General features: G+C 61.4%; 13 protein-coding genes and 1 tRNA gene. 5 read left to right on the plus strand and 9 right to left on the minus strand.

From position 1 onward, the window contains the following. Positions 1-17 precede the first annotated feature (17 nt). Positions 18-752, minus strand: coding sequence for a response regulator transcription factor (locus HKD27_RS14350; protein ID WP_041112431.1), 735 nt, complete (start codon positions 750-752; stop codon positions 18-20). 162 nt (positions 753-914) lie between these two features. On the opposite strand from HKD27_RS14350, the gene HKD27_RS14355 reads away from it, so the two are divergent. Next, the gene (locus HKD27_RS14355; RefSeq protein WP_194689914.1) at positions 915-1,427 is read left to right on the plus strand and encodes a L,D-transpeptidase; all 513 of its coding nucleotides are present in this window, start codon (positions 915-917) and stop codon (positions 1,425-1,427) included. Between the two features lie 7 nt (positions 1,428-1,434). On the opposite strand, the gene HKD27_RS14360 is transcribed toward HKD27_RS14355, so the two are convergent. Further along, a complete protein-coding gene (locus HKD27_RS14360; RefSeq protein WP_194689915.1) occupies positions 1,435-3,237 on the minus strand; it encodes a sodium:proton antiporter in 1,803 nt (600 codons plus the stop codon). Between the two features lie 92 nt (positions 3,238-3,329). On the opposite strand from HKD27_RS14360, the gene HKD27_RS14365 reads away from it, so the two are divergent. Further along, positions 3,330-3,854, plus strand: a complete 525-nt coding sequence (locus HKD27_RS14365) for a GNAT family N-acetyltransferase (RefSeq protein ID WP_194689916.1) — start codon at positions 3,330-3,332, stop codon at positions 3,852-3,854. Here HKD27_RS14365 and HKD27_RS14370 read toward each other — a convergent pair. The 3 genes from HKD27_RS14370 to HKD27_RS14380 form a co-directional block, all read right to left on the minus strand. After that, positions 3,820-5,193 (minus strand): RsmB/NOP family class I SAM-dependent RNA methyltransferase, encoded by a 1,374-nt coding sequence (locus HKD27_RS14370; RefSeq protein WP_194689917.1) that lies wholly within the window; start codon positions 5,191-5,193, stop codon positions 3,820-3,822. The genes HKD27_RS14365 and HKD27_RS14370 overlap by 35 nt on opposite strands. Positions 5,194-5,249: 56 nt before the next feature. Beyond that, complete coding sequence (guaB, locus tag HKD27_RS14375) at positions 5,250-6,743, minus strand: IMP dehydrogenase (protein WP_194689918.1); 1,494 nt, start codon at positions 6,741-6,743, stop codon at positions 5,250-5,252. A gap of 150 nt (positions 6,744-6,893) precedes the next feature. Next, positions 6,894-6,967 (minus strand) — tRNA-Gln (locus HKD27_RS14380). Between the two features lie 158 nt (positions 6,968-7,125). On the opposite strand from HKD27_RS14380, the gene HKD27_RS14385 reads away from it, so the two are divergent. The 3 genes from HKD27_RS14385 to HKD27_RS14395 are packed head-to-tail and all read left to right on the plus strand — an operon-like array spanning position 7,126 to position 10,467. Next, a complete protein-coding gene (locus HKD27_RS14385; RefSeq protein ID WP_194689919.1) occupies positions 7,126-8,247 on the plus strand; it encodes a Ppx/GppA phosphatase family protein in 1,122 nt (373 codons plus the stop codon). Further along, on the plus strand, positions 8,244-9,050 hold the full coding sequence (locus tag HKD27_RS14390) for an RlmE family RNA methyltransferase (RefSeq protein ID WP_194689920.1): 807 nt from the start codon (positions 8,244-8,246) through the stop codon (positions 9,048-9,050). Before HKD27_RS14385 ends, HKD27_RS14390 begins: the two co-directional genes overlap by 4 nt. A 55-nt stretch (positions 9,051-9,105) precedes the next feature. After that, positions 9,106-10,467, plus strand: a complete 1,362-nt coding sequence (locus tag HKD27_RS14395; protein WP_194689921.1) for a sodium:solute symporter family transporter — start codon at positions 9,106-9,108, stop codon at positions 10,465-10,467. Here the strand turns inward: HKD27_RS14395 and HKD27_RS14400 are convergent. From HKD27_RS14400 to hpnD, 4 genes are all read right to left on the minus strand, one after another. Continuing rightward, positions 10,435-11,067 carry a hypothetical protein gene (locus HKD27_RS14400; protein WP_194265195.1) on the minus strand — a complete coding sequence of 211 codons (633 nt, stop codon included), beginning with the start codon at positions 11,065-11,067 and terminating at the stop codon, positions 10,435-10,437. The genes HKD27_RS14395 and HKD27_RS14400 overlap by 33 nt on opposite strands. Further along, positions 11,067-13,061: a squalene--hopene cyclase gene (gene shc, locus HKD27_RS14405; protein ID WP_194689922.1), complete on the minus strand. Its 1,995-nt coding sequence runs from the start codon at positions 13,059-13,061 to the stop codon at positions 11,067-11,069. The genes HKD27_RS14400 and shc overlap by 1 nt, the downstream gene beginning before the upstream one ends. Positions 13,062-13,134: 73 nt before the next feature. Next, on the minus strand, positions 13,135-14,430 hold the full coding sequence (gene hpnE / locus HKD27_RS14410; RefSeq protein ID WP_062497908.1) for a hydroxysqualene dehydroxylase HpnE: 1,296 nt from the start codon (positions 14,428-14,430) through the stop codon (positions 13,135-13,137). A 5-nt stretch (positions 14,431-14,435) separates the two neighbouring features. Then, on the minus strand, positions 14,436-15,311 hold the full coding sequence (gene hpnD / locus HKD27_RS14415) for a presqualene diphosphate synthase HpnD (protein WP_194265192.1): 876 nt from the start codon (positions 15,309-15,311) through the stop codon (positions 14,436-14,438). Positions 15,312-15,417: the final 106 nt, after the last annotated feature.

The raw sequence follows: 15,417 nt of genomic DNA on the forward strand, positions 1-15,417 counted from the left end.
ACCCGCCCTGTCAACCTTCAGGCTGACAGGCTATCGGACCCGATAACACCGCGTCCTTCCGGATCAAGACGATAACCGCCCCCTTCCGTAATCAGCAGCGACGTGCGAGCCGGATCGGGTTCTATCTTCTGGCGTAGACGGTAAATATGCGTCTCAAGCGTGTGGGTGGTGACGGCGGCGTTGTAGCCCCACACCTCGTTCAGGAGAACCTGACGGGCCACCGGACGCTGACCTGCACGGTAAAGATACTTCAGGATCGCCGCTTCCTTCTCCGTCAGGCGGATCCGACGGTTGCGGGCGGTTTCGACCAGCAGCTTAGCGGACGGACGGAACGCATACGGACCGATCTCGAAGACGGCGTCCTCACTGTTCTCGAAAATCCGCAACTGGGCGCGCAGACGGGCAAGAAGTTCACCAATCCGGAAAGGCTTGGCAACGTAATCGTTGGCACCTGCGTCCAGGCCACGCACAACATCGTGTTCGTCATCGGAGCCGGTCAGGATGATGATCGGCATGCGAACGCCTTCACGTCGCAGTTCGGCGCAAAAATCGCGCCCGTCACCATCGGGGAGAGTGATATCCAGCAGCATGGCGTCATAACGGGCGCCAGGCTTGGCGAGAAGTTCGCGCGCCGCGGCAACGGACGTCGCCTCAACGGCTTCCAGTTCGCCACCGTGCTGAAGCTGCTCCGCCAGAAGACGACGCAGCGTATCATCATCGTCAACAACCAGAATGGGGCGTGGACCTGCCATAATAACCTGTCTCGTTCTATCGCGACGGAAGAAAAGTCACATCCGCAGAGATCGGCGTTCGTAACTCGCGCATCCGGACTTACCATTCCCGCTACGGGGGAAGAAAGCAGCATGCTCTCGGGGCAGACTATGGCAAGTACAGCCGCAAAAGGAAACAGCATTATGGCTAAAGCTATTTTGAAAACCGCTGGAGACCGCGCTTTTCTTCACTTCCAGGGCAAAATCATTCCGGCTTTGACCGGTCGGCGCGGTCTGTCTCTTGACAAGGTCGAGGGCGATCTGTGCACTCCCGTGGGGGAACTGCCGATCCGGCGTGTCCTCTACCGCGCAGACCGGACGACGCGCCCGGTCTGCGGTGCAGAATTGCCTGTCGAACCCATCGCTCCCAATGACGGCTGGTGCGACGATCCGGTCCATCCCGATTACAACCGCGCCGTCTCCCTTCCCCACCCGGCCTCCTGCGAGACTCTCTGGCGGGAGGACCATGTTTACGATCTCTGTATTGTGATGGGCTGGAACGATGCGCCAGCCGAGTCGGGACGCGGCTCGGCCATTTTCCTGCACCTTCCGCCCGCCAGCGGTTATACGGAAGGCTGCATCGCCGTAGAGGAAAAGGAACTCCGCGTGCTCCTGCGGGACGGCCTATCCCACATCACCGTGGAAAAGCCCTCCTGAGCCACTCTTATTCTGCTGCTGGCGGGACCATGGAGACCATGTAATCTCCCGGCTGGGGCACAGCTTTGTCATTGTCCTCGGCCGACCGGATCAGGATGTTTCCGTCACGCCGCACTACAAGAATGTCGAGCCTGTTTTCGTCCGTCCCAAAGGTTGGCGCGCTTTCTTCCGTGGCTTCCACTGCCACGAACCGCCATCCCTGCTCGAATAGCGTGTCGAACAGGGTATAATTCCATGCAGGTTCACCCAGAACCTTGCCCCGCGCATCGCGTGACAGGCCGTGATAGAAATCCAGCCGCGCCACGCCAGGGCTGATCTGATAGACGCGTTGCCTCCCCATGGTCGGCGCCAGATGTCCACACACCATCCCGTTATAGATGCCGTCACCTGTCGTCGCGATCAGATAGTCTGCGGGGCGTTCCTCAAAGGATTCCTGCCCGTGCTGGGACAGGAGTTCCGCCCGCAGAACGGGAATATCCTGACGTGTGGCGGGCATCAGCGCACTGGAACGGTTGTCCACCAGCAGCACCGGAACCCCGGCCCTGCGCAGACACGATGCAAAATTGATGGACCAACCGCTGGCCCCCAGAATCGCAATCGCCGGGTCATTAGACAACGTGAGCTTCAATAGCCGCGCAATCGGTCCCAGCGAAAACCCGTGTAGGATCATCGTGACCGCAATCACGGCGAACACCGCCGGCATGATGAGGTCGGCGGACTGATACCCCGCTTCCTTGAGGCTGATCCCCGCCTCACCGGCCACAGCCGCCGCCACGATACCGCGCGGCGCGATCCAGCCGACAAACAGCTTTTCCTTCCAGGGCATGCTGGTCCCGAGTGTGGACAGAAAAATGCCCAGTGGCCTCACGACGAACAGGACCACGACCGTCAGCGCAAAGATCGGGATGGAAAGCCGCGCCAGAACATCGCGGTGCAGATCGGCCGTCAGCATGATGAACAGCACCGACACGACCAGAACCACGAGTGATTCCTTCATGCGCCGCAGTTCCGTGACACCAGGGATCTGGAGATTTGCCAGCGCCATGCCGAAGATCGTGACCGCCATCAGTCCCGCGCCACCCATCTCCAGATTGCACAGCGAAAAGATCACCAGCGCCATCGAGATCAGCATCGGGGTCTTGAGGATTTCCGGCATCAGATCGCGCGTGAAGAGATAGCGGATCAGATAGGCCGGCAGGATTCCTGCTGACAGCGAAACCGCAATGGCTCCCAGCAGATCCGGCAGCGTATGCGTGAAGAACACATCTGCATGAACGTCCACATGCAGCATCATGAGCTGAAGGACGACAGCCGCCAGAATCGCGCCCAGAGGATCGTTGACGATGGCTTCCCAGCGCAGGAACGCCGCCACGCGCGGCTGCAGCTTGGCACTACGCAGCAGCGGCAGAACCACGGTCGGTCCCGTCACAACGACGATTGCCCCGAACAGCATGGACGTGCCCCACTCCAGATGCGCCACATAATGTGCCGCCAGGGAGCCCAGAACCCAGTTGATCGGCAGTGCAAGCATCGTCAGGCGTGCAACGCCTTCCCCGGCCTCGCGCAACTGGCGGAAATCCAGCGCCATGCCGCCTTCGAACACCACGAGCGCCACGAGCAGCGACACGAGAGGCCGGAACATCCAACCCATCGTCTCCGATGGATGAAGAATACCCAGCCCGGGCCCGAAGATCAGACCAAGCGAAAACAGAAGGACAATAGCCGGAAGCCGGAATCGCCAGGCGACCCACTGGGCCAGCATCCCCGCTCCGAAAGTCGAGGCAATGCCGATAAGAATGTCATATTGCATGGATGTTCGGGACGGGCTCCGCGTTATGGATACGAAGCGGTATCATATCCCGGATCAGCCAATGCACCTAAAATATGGAATAATGTTCCGTTATGACGCTCCCGCTGCCCCAGCCCGATACGGACCTCCTGATCCGTCCCGCCCAGTCGCTGGACCGTGAAGGAATCTGGCGTCTTCTGTCCCCTGTCCTGCGCAAGGGTGAAACCTACGCACTGCCCCGTCACTGGGGACGGCGGCAGGCACTGGCGTACTGGATGGATGTGGAGCATCGCGTCTATGTCGCGCAGAGCCGTGACCATGAGATCGTCGGGACATTCTATCTTCAGGCCAATCAGAAAGGCGGTGGCGCGCATATCGCCAATGCCGGTTTCGTTGCCCGGTCCGGCTTTGGCGCGGGCCGCCTCATGGCCGAACATGCTCTGGCGGAAGCCACGAAACTCGGTTTCCGCGCCATGCAGTTCAATTTCGTTGTCAGCACCAACCTGCGGGCCATAGCCCTGTGGAAATCACTGGGCTTCCGGGTGATCGGCACGCTCCCCGGAGCATTCGACCACCCGCTCCAAGGCTATGTGGACGCGCTGGTTATGTGGAAGGACCTTCTGCCACCGGCGTCGTAACGGCGGATTCAGCCATCTCGGTCGTCTCTTCAGGCTTCACATCCGTCACGACCCGTTCCAGCACACAGGCAAAGAACCCGTCCGTTCCGTCCCGCAGCGGCGTCAGGGAAAACTGTGCCTTGTTCCGCAATTCGGCTGGCAGAAGTTCAGACATCTGCTCTTTCGGCAGACGCACGAAATCCGTCCGACGCTTGAGGAAAGCATCGATCTGCTGCCCGTTCTCGCACGCCAGAAGCGAACAGGTCGCATAGATCATCCGTCCACCCGGCTTCACCAAAGATGCTGCACGATCAAGGATCTGTGCCTGTTTGATGACAAGCTCCTGAATGTCTTCCGGCGTCAGGCGCAGCCGTGCATCCGGGTTCCGGCGCCAGGTTCCTGTTCCCGAGCACGGCGCATCGACCAGCACCCGGTCGAAGCTGCCTGCCCGACGCTTGGCCCATTTGTCCCCCGACACCAGAAGATGCCGCTCGACGTTATGAACGCCTGCCCGACGCAGCCTTTTGACCGCTCCGTCCAGACGTTTCTCATGCACGTCACAGGCTACGATATGCCCGCGGTTCTCCATGGTCATCGCCAGTGCCAGCGTCTTGCCGCCCGCACCCGCGCAGTAATCCAGAACCCGGTGCTCGCCGCGCGCATCTGCGGCCGCAACCACAAGCTGACTGCCCTCGTCCTGGATTTCGACCAGGCCATCCCTAAACGCCTGCGTCGCCGTGACCGGCTGGCGACCATCAAGCCGCAGTCCCCATGGCGAAAGCTTTGTCGGTTCTGCCTGAAGCGATTCGCGGCGAAGCTCGCGGATGGCTGCCTCACGGCTTCCCTTCAGCAGATTGACGCGCAGATCGAGCGTCGGCGTTCCGAGCATGGCTTCCATCTCGTCCGGAAGCCGGTTTCCGAACGTCTCGCGCAGCGCACTGTCCAGCCAGTCCGGATATTCAAGCCGCACGGAAATGGGCTGCTTCTGGGTGGAAAGTTCTTTTCCTTCCAGACCCTTAAGCGCCATATCTTCACGTGACGTCAGAGGCTTCTGAGCATAGCGCTCCCCACTGAACAGCTTGCGGACATTCTCCATCGTTTCCCCACCAAGGAGAAGCGATGCCGAGCACAGCAGGCGTGGGGAGATGTCGCCGGAAATATCCTTAAGGTGCCATTGCAGCCGTCTCCAGCCCCGCAGGACGTCCCAGACGATTGTGGAAATGGCTCTGCGGTCACCGCCACCGATATAACGGCGCTCGCGGAAAAAGGCGTTGGCTGTGGCGTCGGCTGGACGGCGGGGCGCGTTCTGGATCGCACAGAGCAGATCGATGGCGCCTGAAAGACGGGCTGCGGGGGTCATAGCGCCCCCGTAGCCCGTTTGGCCTCTCATTGCGAGAGGCTTTGATGCGGGGACGTTCAGTCCCGGCGGTAGTTCGGGGCTTCGCGGGTGATCGTCACGTCATGAACGTGGCTCTCACGCAGGCCTGCATTCGTGATGCGACGGAACATGGTCCGGACCTGAAGATCAGCCACCGTGGCCGATCCCGTGTAGCCCATGCCAGCCTTCAGGCCGCCGACGAGCTGATGAATGACCGGAGCCATGCCGCCCTTATAGGGAACCTGGCCCTCAATACCTTCCGGAACCAGCTTGAGCGTGTCGCGGACTTCCGCCTGGAAATAACGGTCCGCAGAACCGCGCGCCATGGCCCCGAGCGAGCCCATGCCGCGATAGGCCTTGTAGGAGCGACCCTGATACAGGAAGGTCTCGCCCGGGCTCTCATCCGTGCCGGCCAGCAGCGAGCCGACCATGACGACATCCGCACCCGCGCCAATGGCCTTGACGATGTCGCCCGATGTCCGGACGCCACCATCCGCAATGGCCGGGATGTCCAGCTCATGACAGGCTGCGGCCGTCTCCATGACGGCGGAGAACTGCGGCACACCCACACCGGCCACGACGCGCGTCGTGCAGATTGATCCCGGTCCGATGCCGATCTTCACGCAATCCGCACCGGCGGCGATCAGGGCGCGCGCGGCCTGGGGTGTTGCGACGTTGCCTGCGATGACCTGAAGTCCGCCGTGACGGCTCTTGAGGGTCTCCACAGCGCTCAGAACGCCATGCGAGTGACCATGAGCCGTATCCACGACAATGACGTCCACCCCGGCCTCTGCAAGGGCGGCAGCGCGACGGAAGCCGTCTTCTCCGACGCCTACAGCCGCAGCGCAGCGCAGACGGCCCTGGGAGTCCTTGATGGCCAGCGGATGCGCGATGGCCTTGTCCATGTCCTTGACGGTGATCAGTCCGATGCAGCGCTTCGCCTCGTCCACCACCAGAAGCTTTTCGATCCGGTGACGGTGCAGGAGCGTGCGCGCCTCATCCGGCGCTGCGCCGTTGAGGACCGTCACGAGGTTCTCATGCGTCATCAGGTCACGGACGCGCGTGTTCGGATCGGTTGTGAAGCGCATGTCGCGGTTGGTGAGAATGCCGACGAGAACGCCGCTGCCATCTTCAATAACAGGAAGGCCGGAGACGCCATGCCGCCCCATGATGGCCTGAACCTCGGCCAGCGTCTGGTCTGGCCCGACCGTGACAGGGTTGACGACCATGCCTGATTCGAAGCGCTTGACGCGACGGACCTGCTCGGCCTGCTCCTCGATGGACAGGTTCTTGTGAATGACGCCCATGCCGCCCTGTTGCGCCATCGCGATGGCCATGCCGTCTTCGGTCACGGTGTCCATGGCGGACGACATCAGCGGGATGTTCAGTTCGATGGAGCGCGTCAGGCGGGTCCGTGTGGAGGTCTGTGCCGGCAGGACCGACGATTCAGCCGGCTCGACGAGAACGTCGTCAAAAGCCAGAGCATCGCGGATGCGCTCATTAAGATTGGTTGTGCCGGAAGATAATGTCATGCCCGCTTGCCCCCGTTACGTCATGCGTCGTGACGACGCGATGTGTGTGAACCGGAGACCAAGAGGCCGTCCGGCCGTTGGCGGGTCCTCATAGAGCACTTTACCCCCTGAGGGGAAGTCTCTTTTTTGCGGTATTTTCTGAGGATTTCTTGGCTGGGAGACCTGGATTCGAACCAGGGCTGACCGGGTCAGAGCCGGTAGTTCTACCGCTAAACTATCTCCCAAGCGGTGAGAGGGTGTTTATCAATCGCCCCGGGACGGCGCAAGGGGGCGATAGACATTTTTTTCAGAAAAACTGATATTTTTCTTGCGACTAAGGTCCCGCGCACCCCATGCTGCTTTTCCAAGGTCCCAGATCACGGGCAAGCGGGAGCCGAAACACATGATGAGGTATGGAACGGATCACAACCTGTCAGGCCCCGCGCCTGTGCATGCGTCTGCCAGACGCACGGGTCCGTTCTTTGGTGCCATCGACCTTGGTACCAACAATTGCCGCCTCATGATTGCAGCAGGCACGCCCAATGGCTTCCGTGTTGTGGACAGCTTCAACCGCTCAGTCCGTCTGGGTGAAGGCCTGCGCGCCAGTGGTCGTCTTGCCGAAGAGTCCATGAAGCGTGCGCTCGATGCCCTCCGTATCTGTGCGGAGCGGATGAAGCAGTGGCCCCTCGTTCATGTCCGTGCCGTCGCGACCGAAGCGTGCCGTCAGGCTGCCAACGGTCGCGAGTTCCTGGCGCGCGTACAGCATGAGACAGGTCTGACCATCGATATCATCACGGCCCGTGAAGAAGCGGAGCTGGCGCTTGAAAGCTGCTCCCCCCTCTTCCGGCAGCCGGAGCACAATCCTGTCCAGGCGGATCGTGGCGTCCTTTTCGATATCGGGGGTGGCTCTACCGAGGTCGCCTGGGTCCGGATCGATCCGGAGCGTCAGACGCAGACCCTGATCGGCACGACAAGTGTCCCCGTCGGCGTGATTACCCTTCAGGAAATGTTCGGTGAAGGACATGGCCCCTCTTATGAGACGATGGTCAGTCATGTTCAGGACTATCTGAAGGGTTTCGAGACCGTGCACCGTATCCGGCGGGAGGTGACGCTTGGCAAAACACGGCTGATCGGCACCTCCGGAACCGTGACGACGCTCGCCGGGGTGGCGCTCTCCCTGCCCCGCTACAACCGCGCGGCTATTGATGGACTGACACTGCCTGGCCCGAGCATGGTGGATGCCATTGGCAGCCTGCGCCGTCTGGATCGTGACGAACTGGCGGAGCATCCCTGCGTGGGGGCGGAGCGCATGAAATTCGTTCTGCCGGGCTGCGCAATCTTCGAAGCGATCCACCGTCTGTGGCCGGTTGAGGACGTAACGATTGCGGACCGGGGGTTGCGCGACGGGATGTTGCTGCGTATGGCCCGCGATCACGGTCAGCGTTCCGGCAAGGGGCGCAGCACGACCAGTCGCCATGCCACGCCCCGGTCACGGGGCCCATTCGGGACATACGCCACGATATGAAGCCGCCAAGATCCCGCTCCGGTTCCAGCAAGGACACGGGACCGAAGCGTATTCCGGGCAAGGCCCTGAAAAGCGCCTCCAACCCCGGTGAAAACGACGCAACACTTGATTCCGCAACTGCCCGCACGGCCCGCAACAAGACCGTATCGCTCCGCACGGCCCGTGGACGCACCACGGCCCAGCAGCGCTGGCTGAATCGTCAACTGAACGATCCCTACGTTGCGGCCGCCCGCAAGCAGGGCTGGCGTTCGCGTGCTGCCTTCAAGCTGATTGAAATCGACGACCGATTCAAACTGATCGGGGAAGGCACGCGGATCATCGATCTGGGCGCTGCTCCCGGTGGCTGGACCCAGGTTGCGGTCAAGCGGGGCGCGAAGCATGTCGTGGGGCTGGATCTGCTTCCGGTCGATCCTGTTGCCGGTGCGGAAATCATCGAGGGGGACTTCACGGATCCCGAGATGCCGGATCGCCTGAAGGATATGCTGGGTGGTCCGGCCGATCTCGTCATGTCCGATATGGCGCCGAACACGACGGGTCATGCCGCAACCGACCACATGCGGATCATGGGTCTCGCGGAAGGTGCGCTTGATTTCGCCTTTCAGGTCTTGGCTGAAGGAGGAAGCTTCATCGCCAAGGTGTTCCAGGGCGGCTCGGAAAAGGACATGCTGGCACTGATGAAAACGGCGTTTTCCAGCGTCAAGCACGTCAAGCCCCCGGCATCGCGCAAGGAATCCAGCGAGCTTTATGTCATCGCAACCGGTTTTCGCCCGGAGCGTCTGATCGAAAGCAGCAAGGGTGCCTGAGGGCAGCAGATACTGTCATCCCGCATAGATTTTTTCGGAAGAATAACCCGTCTCGATGCTTGCCAGCCTGCTCGTTATTCTTCTGTATCTCTGCTTTCTGCCCGTTATCTCCATTGCGTTGGCCCGGCAGCCTCACAAGGATCTCCCGCCCTGGGCGATCTGCCTCTCGCTGGTCGCGACCGAAACGTCGACCCTGACCATCGTCAGTGTCCCAGGCGTGGCTTACCTCAAGGGTTATGTTTTTGTCGGGCTGGCCATTGGATACCTGATTGGCCGCACGGCGGTCGCGATCTGGTTTCTGCCGCTGCATGAACGCGGCGCGACCTCCATCTATCGCTATATCGGCCAGAGATTTGGCACAAAACTGCAGAAGCTCCTCTCCGGCACCTTTTTGATCACCCGCCTGGTCGCCGAGGGCGTTCGCCTCTACGCCGGAATGCTTCCCGTCTCGATGCTGTTTGCCAGCATGGGCTATCCTGTCTCGGACCTGCTTCTTCTGCTTCTGATCGTTCTGCTGACGCTGGCTTATACGATCGCGGGCGGCCTGAAAGCCGTTGTCTGGTCCGACAGTCTTCAGCTTGGACTGTATCTGGGCGGAAGTATTGCCTGTCTGGTCGTGATCTGGTGCCGCGCCGGGACAGCTCCCTTCCACTGCGCCCCTGTCTTCAGCCATGGCCTGCCCGCTTTTACAGATCCGTTTTCCATTGCCGGCGCTGTCATCGGGGGGGCCATTCTGGCTCTGGCTTCGCACGGGACCGATCAGTTGATGTTGCAACGTTGTCTCGCGGCGAAGACACTCAATGGTGCGCGCGCGGCAATGATCGGCAGTGTTTTCGTCGTGGGAGGGCTTTTTGCCCTGCTTTCCTGCATCGGTGTGGCACTGCGTGATCTGATGCCGGCTCAGGGTGCCCGGCCCGACGCACTGTTCCCGCATTTCATCCTGACCCTGCCGCCCGTGTTAAGCGGTCTCATGATCGCAGGCATACTCGCCGCGACCATGGGATCCCTGTCCAGCGCCATGAATGCCATGGCGGCCGCAACCCGGGCAGACTTTATGCCGCACGGACCGTTCTCCCTGAGGAGTTTGACGGCACTCTGGGCTTTTCTTCTCGTTCTGACCGCCCTGCTGTTTTCGCGCCCGAGCGGTTCGGCTGTCGTCTTCGGCCTCTCCATCGCGTCCTACAGCTATGGCGCCACGCTTGGCGTGTTCCTGCTGGCCATGATCGGCCATTCCCGGGATGAGCGGGCTGCGATTGCCGGTTTCATATCCGCCGTGATCGTGCTGGCGCTCGTCTCACTCGTCCGGATTGAGGGGCATCCCATCGCCTTCCCGTGGCTCGTTCCGATCGGTGTCGCGGCCACGTTTGCCGGTGCCGGGACCTTCTCAGGCCTGAGGCGGATTGGCCTGCAGGAATGAAGCCATGGAACGCTGTGCAATGGCCGCTTCCCGGCCCAGACGGATCAGGCCGCCGATCTGCAGTGGATGTCGCAGCAGGGAACCCAGCAGGCCCGGTACATACACGGCCCCGTCTTTGACGCTGGTCTTGACCGCAGGCGGAAGGTCCCGCGTCGCATCGTCACACACCACCCGCAGAACGGCAAAAGGTACGCCTGCATCGGCAACAACGCCGCTTTCCATGTCCACGGCCAGGCATTTCGTCTGCGAAAAATACCAGGCTTTTTCCAGACCCAGTTCCACCAGCACATCGCTGTGAAGGATGCCTCCGCGTCGCGCATAGGCCGAGCCGAACATTTCGCTCAGATGCGGATCGCAGGAAATATCCCTGTCCTGGTAGCGGACATGGTCCGCCACGATGACTGTTCCAGGTGCGACGTCTGTTGAGAGGCTTCCCGCACATCCGAAAGACAGGAGTTCCGTTGCGCCTGCCTTGAGCAGACGTTCCACCCCCCTGCGCGCGCCTTCCGGCGTGGCATTGCTCAATGCCACGGGAGCATTCGGCAGGAAGCGCCGGATCAGACGGGCTTCCTGTTTCAGACCTGCGAGAATACCAAGCATCAGAACCCGTACTCCACCTTGCCGCTGTTGCTCACACCGAGATTGCGATAACGGGCCAGGGCAGTCAGCGGGAAGAACTGCTTGTAGCCATGATAGCGCAGGTAGAAGACCTTCGGGAAGCCGACCGCATTATAGGCCTCTTCCTGCCATTCGCCCTTCTCGTTCTGCTGGGACACGAGATAGGCCACGCCGCGCTTGACGGCCTCACTCTCGCGGCGACCAACGGCCATGAGAGCGAGGACGGCCCAGGCAGTCTGGGACGGCAGGCTCTTCTTGTACGTGCCGGCGGTGCCGCCCTCGTAAGTTGCGCAGTCCTCGCCCCAACCGCCATCCGGACGCTGGACGCTCTCAAGCCAGTTTACGGCCCGCAGGACCATCGGATCATCATGCGGCACGCCTGCGATGTTCAGAGCGCACAGGACAGACCATGTTCCGTAGATGTAGTTCGTTCCCCAGCGACCGAACCAGCAGCCCTCGGGCTCCTGTTCCGAGCGCAGATATTCGATCGCCTTGAGGATGACCAGCCGGTCATCCGGATCTCCAAGCTGCGCCAGGAAAGAGATGCAACGCGCCGAGACATCCGCGGTCGGCGGATCCAGAAGTGCGCCATGATCCGAGAAGGGAATATGGTTGAGCAGTTCGTGGTCGTTGTCGATATCGAATGCACCCCAGCCGCCATTGGTGCTCTGCATGCCGATGATCCATTCCCGGGCGCGGGAGATGGCCTCACGGCTGTTTTCGGGATCGACACGATGCAGCAGCATGGCCACGACGGCGGTATCATCGACGTCCGGATAGTAATCGTTCTCGTACTGGAACGCCCAGCCACCGGGCCGAAGGTCAGGCGCGTTGATGGCCCAGTCGCCCTTGACGTTCAGGATCTGGTGTTCCCGAAGCCATTCGGCGCTCTTTTTCAGGGCTGCGAGTGTTTCTTCGGTTTTCGTACCGGCAGGTCCGGATGCGGCTTCGATCATCGCGAGGCCCGACAGACCCGTATCCCAGACCGGCGAGACACAGGGCTGGCAGTAGATCTCGTCACCATGATCTACGAGCAGATCCTGGATTGCGTCCCATGCCGTTTTGGCGCGCGGATCGCTGTCCGGCACGCCCTGGGCGCGGTACATCATCACGACATTCGCCATGGCCGGATAGATGGCCCCGAGGCCACCCCGGCTCAGACGCGGCTCGATGAAATCGCTGGCGGCCTTGAGGGCCTTTTTGTGCACGTTGCGTGGAATAAGCGGCAGGACGGGACGCAGCGCAGAGTCCAGATGCTTGAAGAAGCGGCCCCACACCGAACGGTACGGTCCGCGGATCCAGTCCGTGACTTCAGACGGTGGCTTGACGAACAGCTCCTGAACATGGATGCCGCGCGGATTGATGGCCTTGGGACGGAGCGCGTTGAGCACCAGAAGCGGCGCAATGACGGCCCGGGACCAGTAGGACATGTTCCAGACGGAGAAAAACGCCTTGCGTGGCAGGAGCATGAGCTCGACCGGCATCACGGGTGTTGCGTCCCACGGCACTTCCCCGAACAGGGCGAGCTGGATCCGCGTGAACACGTTCGTCCGCGCAGCGCCGCCGTGATCGAGAATGGCCTCGCGCGCAATGCGCATGTGAGGCGCATTGATGTCGTCCCCGATCGCCTTGAGCGCGAAATACGCCTTTACGGTTGCCGACAGATCAAAGCCGCCGTCATGATAAAGTGGCCATCCTCCGTGATCGCCCTGGATGCGACGCAGATAGACACCGATCTTGGCCTGTTTTTCCGGGTCGATCCGGTCGAGATAATGTTCGAGCAGTACATATTCCGCAGGGATCGTCGCGTCCGCTTCGAGCTCGTAAACCCAGTGTCCGTCTGATTTCTGCTTCCCACCCAGCGCGGCCTGCGCTCCCTCGATGGCATGATTGATCTCATCGGGTTCGACGGATTGGCGGGACAAGGTCTCGCTCACGCGGTCCTCCTTTTCCAGAATATCAGAATAGATCAGCATTGTTCGGTTCTCCCGACACAGGCGGTCCTGAAAGGCGGGAGCTGTGTTACAATCATGACTGTAAGAGCGCTCATCACGATCCCGTGTTTTCAACGGCGGAGCGGAAACCCAGCGCCGCAACGGCCTGAAGGCCGGACTGGATGGAACCCTCGATCGTGGAGGGCAGTCCGGTGTCGGTCCAGTCCCCGGCCAGAGCCAGATTCACGAGATCCGTTCGGGGTCCGGGGCGCAGCCGGTTCTGCTCGGGTGTCGCGGCGAATGTTGCCCGTTTTTCCCAGATCAGACGTGCGGGCGGCATGGCGACCGGAAGCGACTGCGACAGGACGGGATCAAGCGCGCGCCGGATCTCGGACCAGATCGTGGCCAGCAGTTCGCTGTTCTCGCGATCGGCGTAGCGGTTGGCCGCACTGACGGTGACGGACAGGATATCGCCCTTGAGGAAGATCCATTCCGAAATGCCGCCAACCAGCCCGACAAACCCGGCCTGAGCCACCACGCCCCGGGCCTGAACCACGGCCGGAAGACGGAAATGTGCGTTCGCGATGCTCTCGAAAGCGTCCGGCGCTTTCAGCCCCGGCAGCAGGGACTGCGCGACAGGCCCCGGGACGGCCATAATGACTTGGTCTTCAGGGCCGAGCTCGATCCGTCCTTCAGCGGTTTCGAGTGCCGTTGCCCGGCCATTCTGCTGTTCGATGGCACTGACGCGGACACCCGTGCGGACATCGCCGTGAAAGCGCTTCAGGTATGCCACGGCTGGATCAATCAGTGTTTCGGACAGTCCCACCTCCGGGAACCAGGGGCAGCAGGCCATGCCGCCCTTGGCGAGGGATTTGCGGATCACGTTTCCAAGCAGTTTCGCGCTGCCGGTATGGATATCCGTATTGAGAACGGAAATCGCAAAAGGCACGAGCAGCCTGCGGCTCAACTGCCCGGAACTCAGGCAGGCATCCACGGTCGTGTTCTCGCCGGCCCGCAGAAAGCGCCCCAGGGAGGCCAGTTCCGACAGCTTCATGCCCGGGACGCGTCGGCCACCCGGCAGCGCCCAGAACGGAAGCTTTCCTTTCGACAGGCGCAGCGTCCAGGCCAGACTGTCCTCAAGATCGTAATACGGAAAGATCGGCAGGCCTGGGCCGGTCAGGGTATGGCGCGCGCCGATGATGTCCAGGTAGCGGAACGTCAGATCGTTCGCTGACAGGATCAGGTGATTGCCATTATCGATCCGGGCATCGAGGGAGCGGTCATGAAAGGAGCGGGCCCGTCCGCCGCAGGCCGGTCCTGCTTCGTAGACCGTGACCCGGGCCTGTGCTGCCAGCTCGATTGCGGCGGAGAGGCCTGCCAGACCACCGCCGATGATGTGGACATGGCTCATGGGTCTTACTTCACATACGCTGCGAGAGTACGCAGCTTTCTCCAGGGTTTGCAGACTTTCGGAGCAATATCCGGCGTTTTCCAGCCGCGCTTTTCCAGCGCTGAGAGGATCGGCGCATAGGATGCCGCCATCATGCGGGCCGGACGCATCGCGGTGCTGTCACACAGCTGCATGGCATTGCGGGCTTCGCGGAAATGGTCCTTGGCCCGTTGTGCAAGAATACGGGCGACCTGATCCAGGCCATGGGCGTACAGCGCTTCCTGCGGGTCCTTGGGAACATCGAACCGCGTCAGAAGCTCGGCGGGAAGATACAGTCTGCCCCGCCCCGCATCTTCGGCAATGTCACGCAGAATGTTGGTCAGCTGAAGCGCGCGCCCCAGATGATAAGCCACGCGCCGCGCATTGTCGGACGAATCACCGAACACGCAGACCGAAAGCCGTCCGACCGCAGAGGCTACGCGGTCACAGTACAGGTCGAGCGTCGCCTCGTCGGGGGCAACGATCGGTGCGCCGCAATCCATGGCCATGCCGTCGATGACATCATGGAAATCCTTGGCCTGAAGCTGGTAGCGGTGGATGGCAACGATCAGGATGCGATCGAGTGCATCCGTCGCCACACCTTCATAGAGCTGGTCAATCCGCCGATGCCATTCCTGCAGGGCCGCCATCGGGTCCGCGACGCCGGCGTCGCCATCTGCAATATCGTCCACCTGACGGCAGAAAGCGTAGACCGCGAACATCGCCTGACGCCGGTCTGGCGGAAGAATGCTCATCCCGCGGGCAAAGGATGTTCCCGAAGCGGTGACGATCCTCTCGACATGGTCCAGATCGGCCTGCGCGCAGGGAAGACCGGAAGAAGCGCGCATCCTGCTGAAAACCATGTCTGTCCCCTGTCTCGTTTCAGAAGATCAGGGTTCTAGACCCAAATCCCCCCGAGACAAAGATGACCTGAACGGAAAGGCGTGCCATGCGTTAGGGTGATGCTAA

It is taken from the genome of Gluconobacter sp. R75690, assembly GCF_015244525.1.
Taxonomy (GTDB): domain Bacteria; phylum Pseudomonadota; class Alphaproteobacteria; order Acetobacterales; family Acetobacteraceae; genus Gluconobacter; species Gluconobacter potus.

Bases quoted from the DNA above. Each gene is read 5' to 3' on its own strand.
- HKD27_RS14350 (WP_041112431.1), bottom strand. From the start codon at position 752: ATGGCAGGTCCACGCCCCATTCTGGTTGTTGACGATGATGATACGCTG.
- HKD27_RS14355 (WP_194689914.1), top strand. From the start codon at position 915: ATGGCTAAAGCTATTTTGAAAACCGCTGGAGACCGCGCTTTTCTTCAC.
- HKD27_RS14360 (WP_194689915.1), bottom strand. From the start codon at position 3,237: ATGCAATATGACATTCTTATCGGCATTGCCTCGACTTTCGGAGCGGGG.
- HKD27_RS14365 (WP_194689916.1), top strand. From the start codon at position 3,330: ATGACGCTCCCGCTGCCCCAGCCCGATACGGACCTCCTGATCCGTCCC.
- HKD27_RS14370 (WP_194689917.1), bottom strand. From the start codon at position 5,193: ATGACCCCCGCAGCCCGTCTTTCAGGCGCCATCGATCTGCTCTGTGCG.
- guaB (WP_194689918.1), bottom strand. From the start codon at position 6,743: ATGACATTATCTTCCGGCACAACCAATCTTAATGAGCGCATCCGCGAT.
- HKD27_RS14385 (WP_194689919.1), top strand. From the start codon at position 7,126: ATGATGAGGTATGGAACGGATCACAACCTGTCAGGCCCCGCGCCTGTG.
- HKD27_RS14390 (WP_194689920.1), top strand. From the start codon at position 8,244: ATGAAGCCGCCAAGATCCCGCTCCGGTTCCAGCAAGGACACGGGACCG.
- HKD27_RS14395 (WP_194689921.1), top strand. From the start codon at position 9,106: ATGCTTGCCAGCCTGCTCGTTATTCTTCTGTATCTCTGCTTTCTGCCC.
- HKD27_RS14400 (WP_194265195.1), bottom strand. From the start codon at position 11,067: ATGCTTGGTATTCTCGCAGGTCTGAAACAGGAAGCCCGTCTGATCCGG.
- shc (WP_194689922.1), bottom strand. From the start codon at position 13,061: ATGCTGATCTATTCTGATATTCTGGAAAAGGAGGACCGCGTGAGCGAG.
- hpnE (WP_062497908.1), bottom strand. From the start codon at position 14,430: ATGAGCCATGTCCACATCATCGGCGGTGGTCTGGCAGGCCTCTCCGCC.
- hpnD (WP_194265192.1), bottom strand. From the start codon at position 15,311: ATGGTTTTCAGCAGGATGCGCGCTTCTTCCGGTCTTCCCTGCGCGCAG.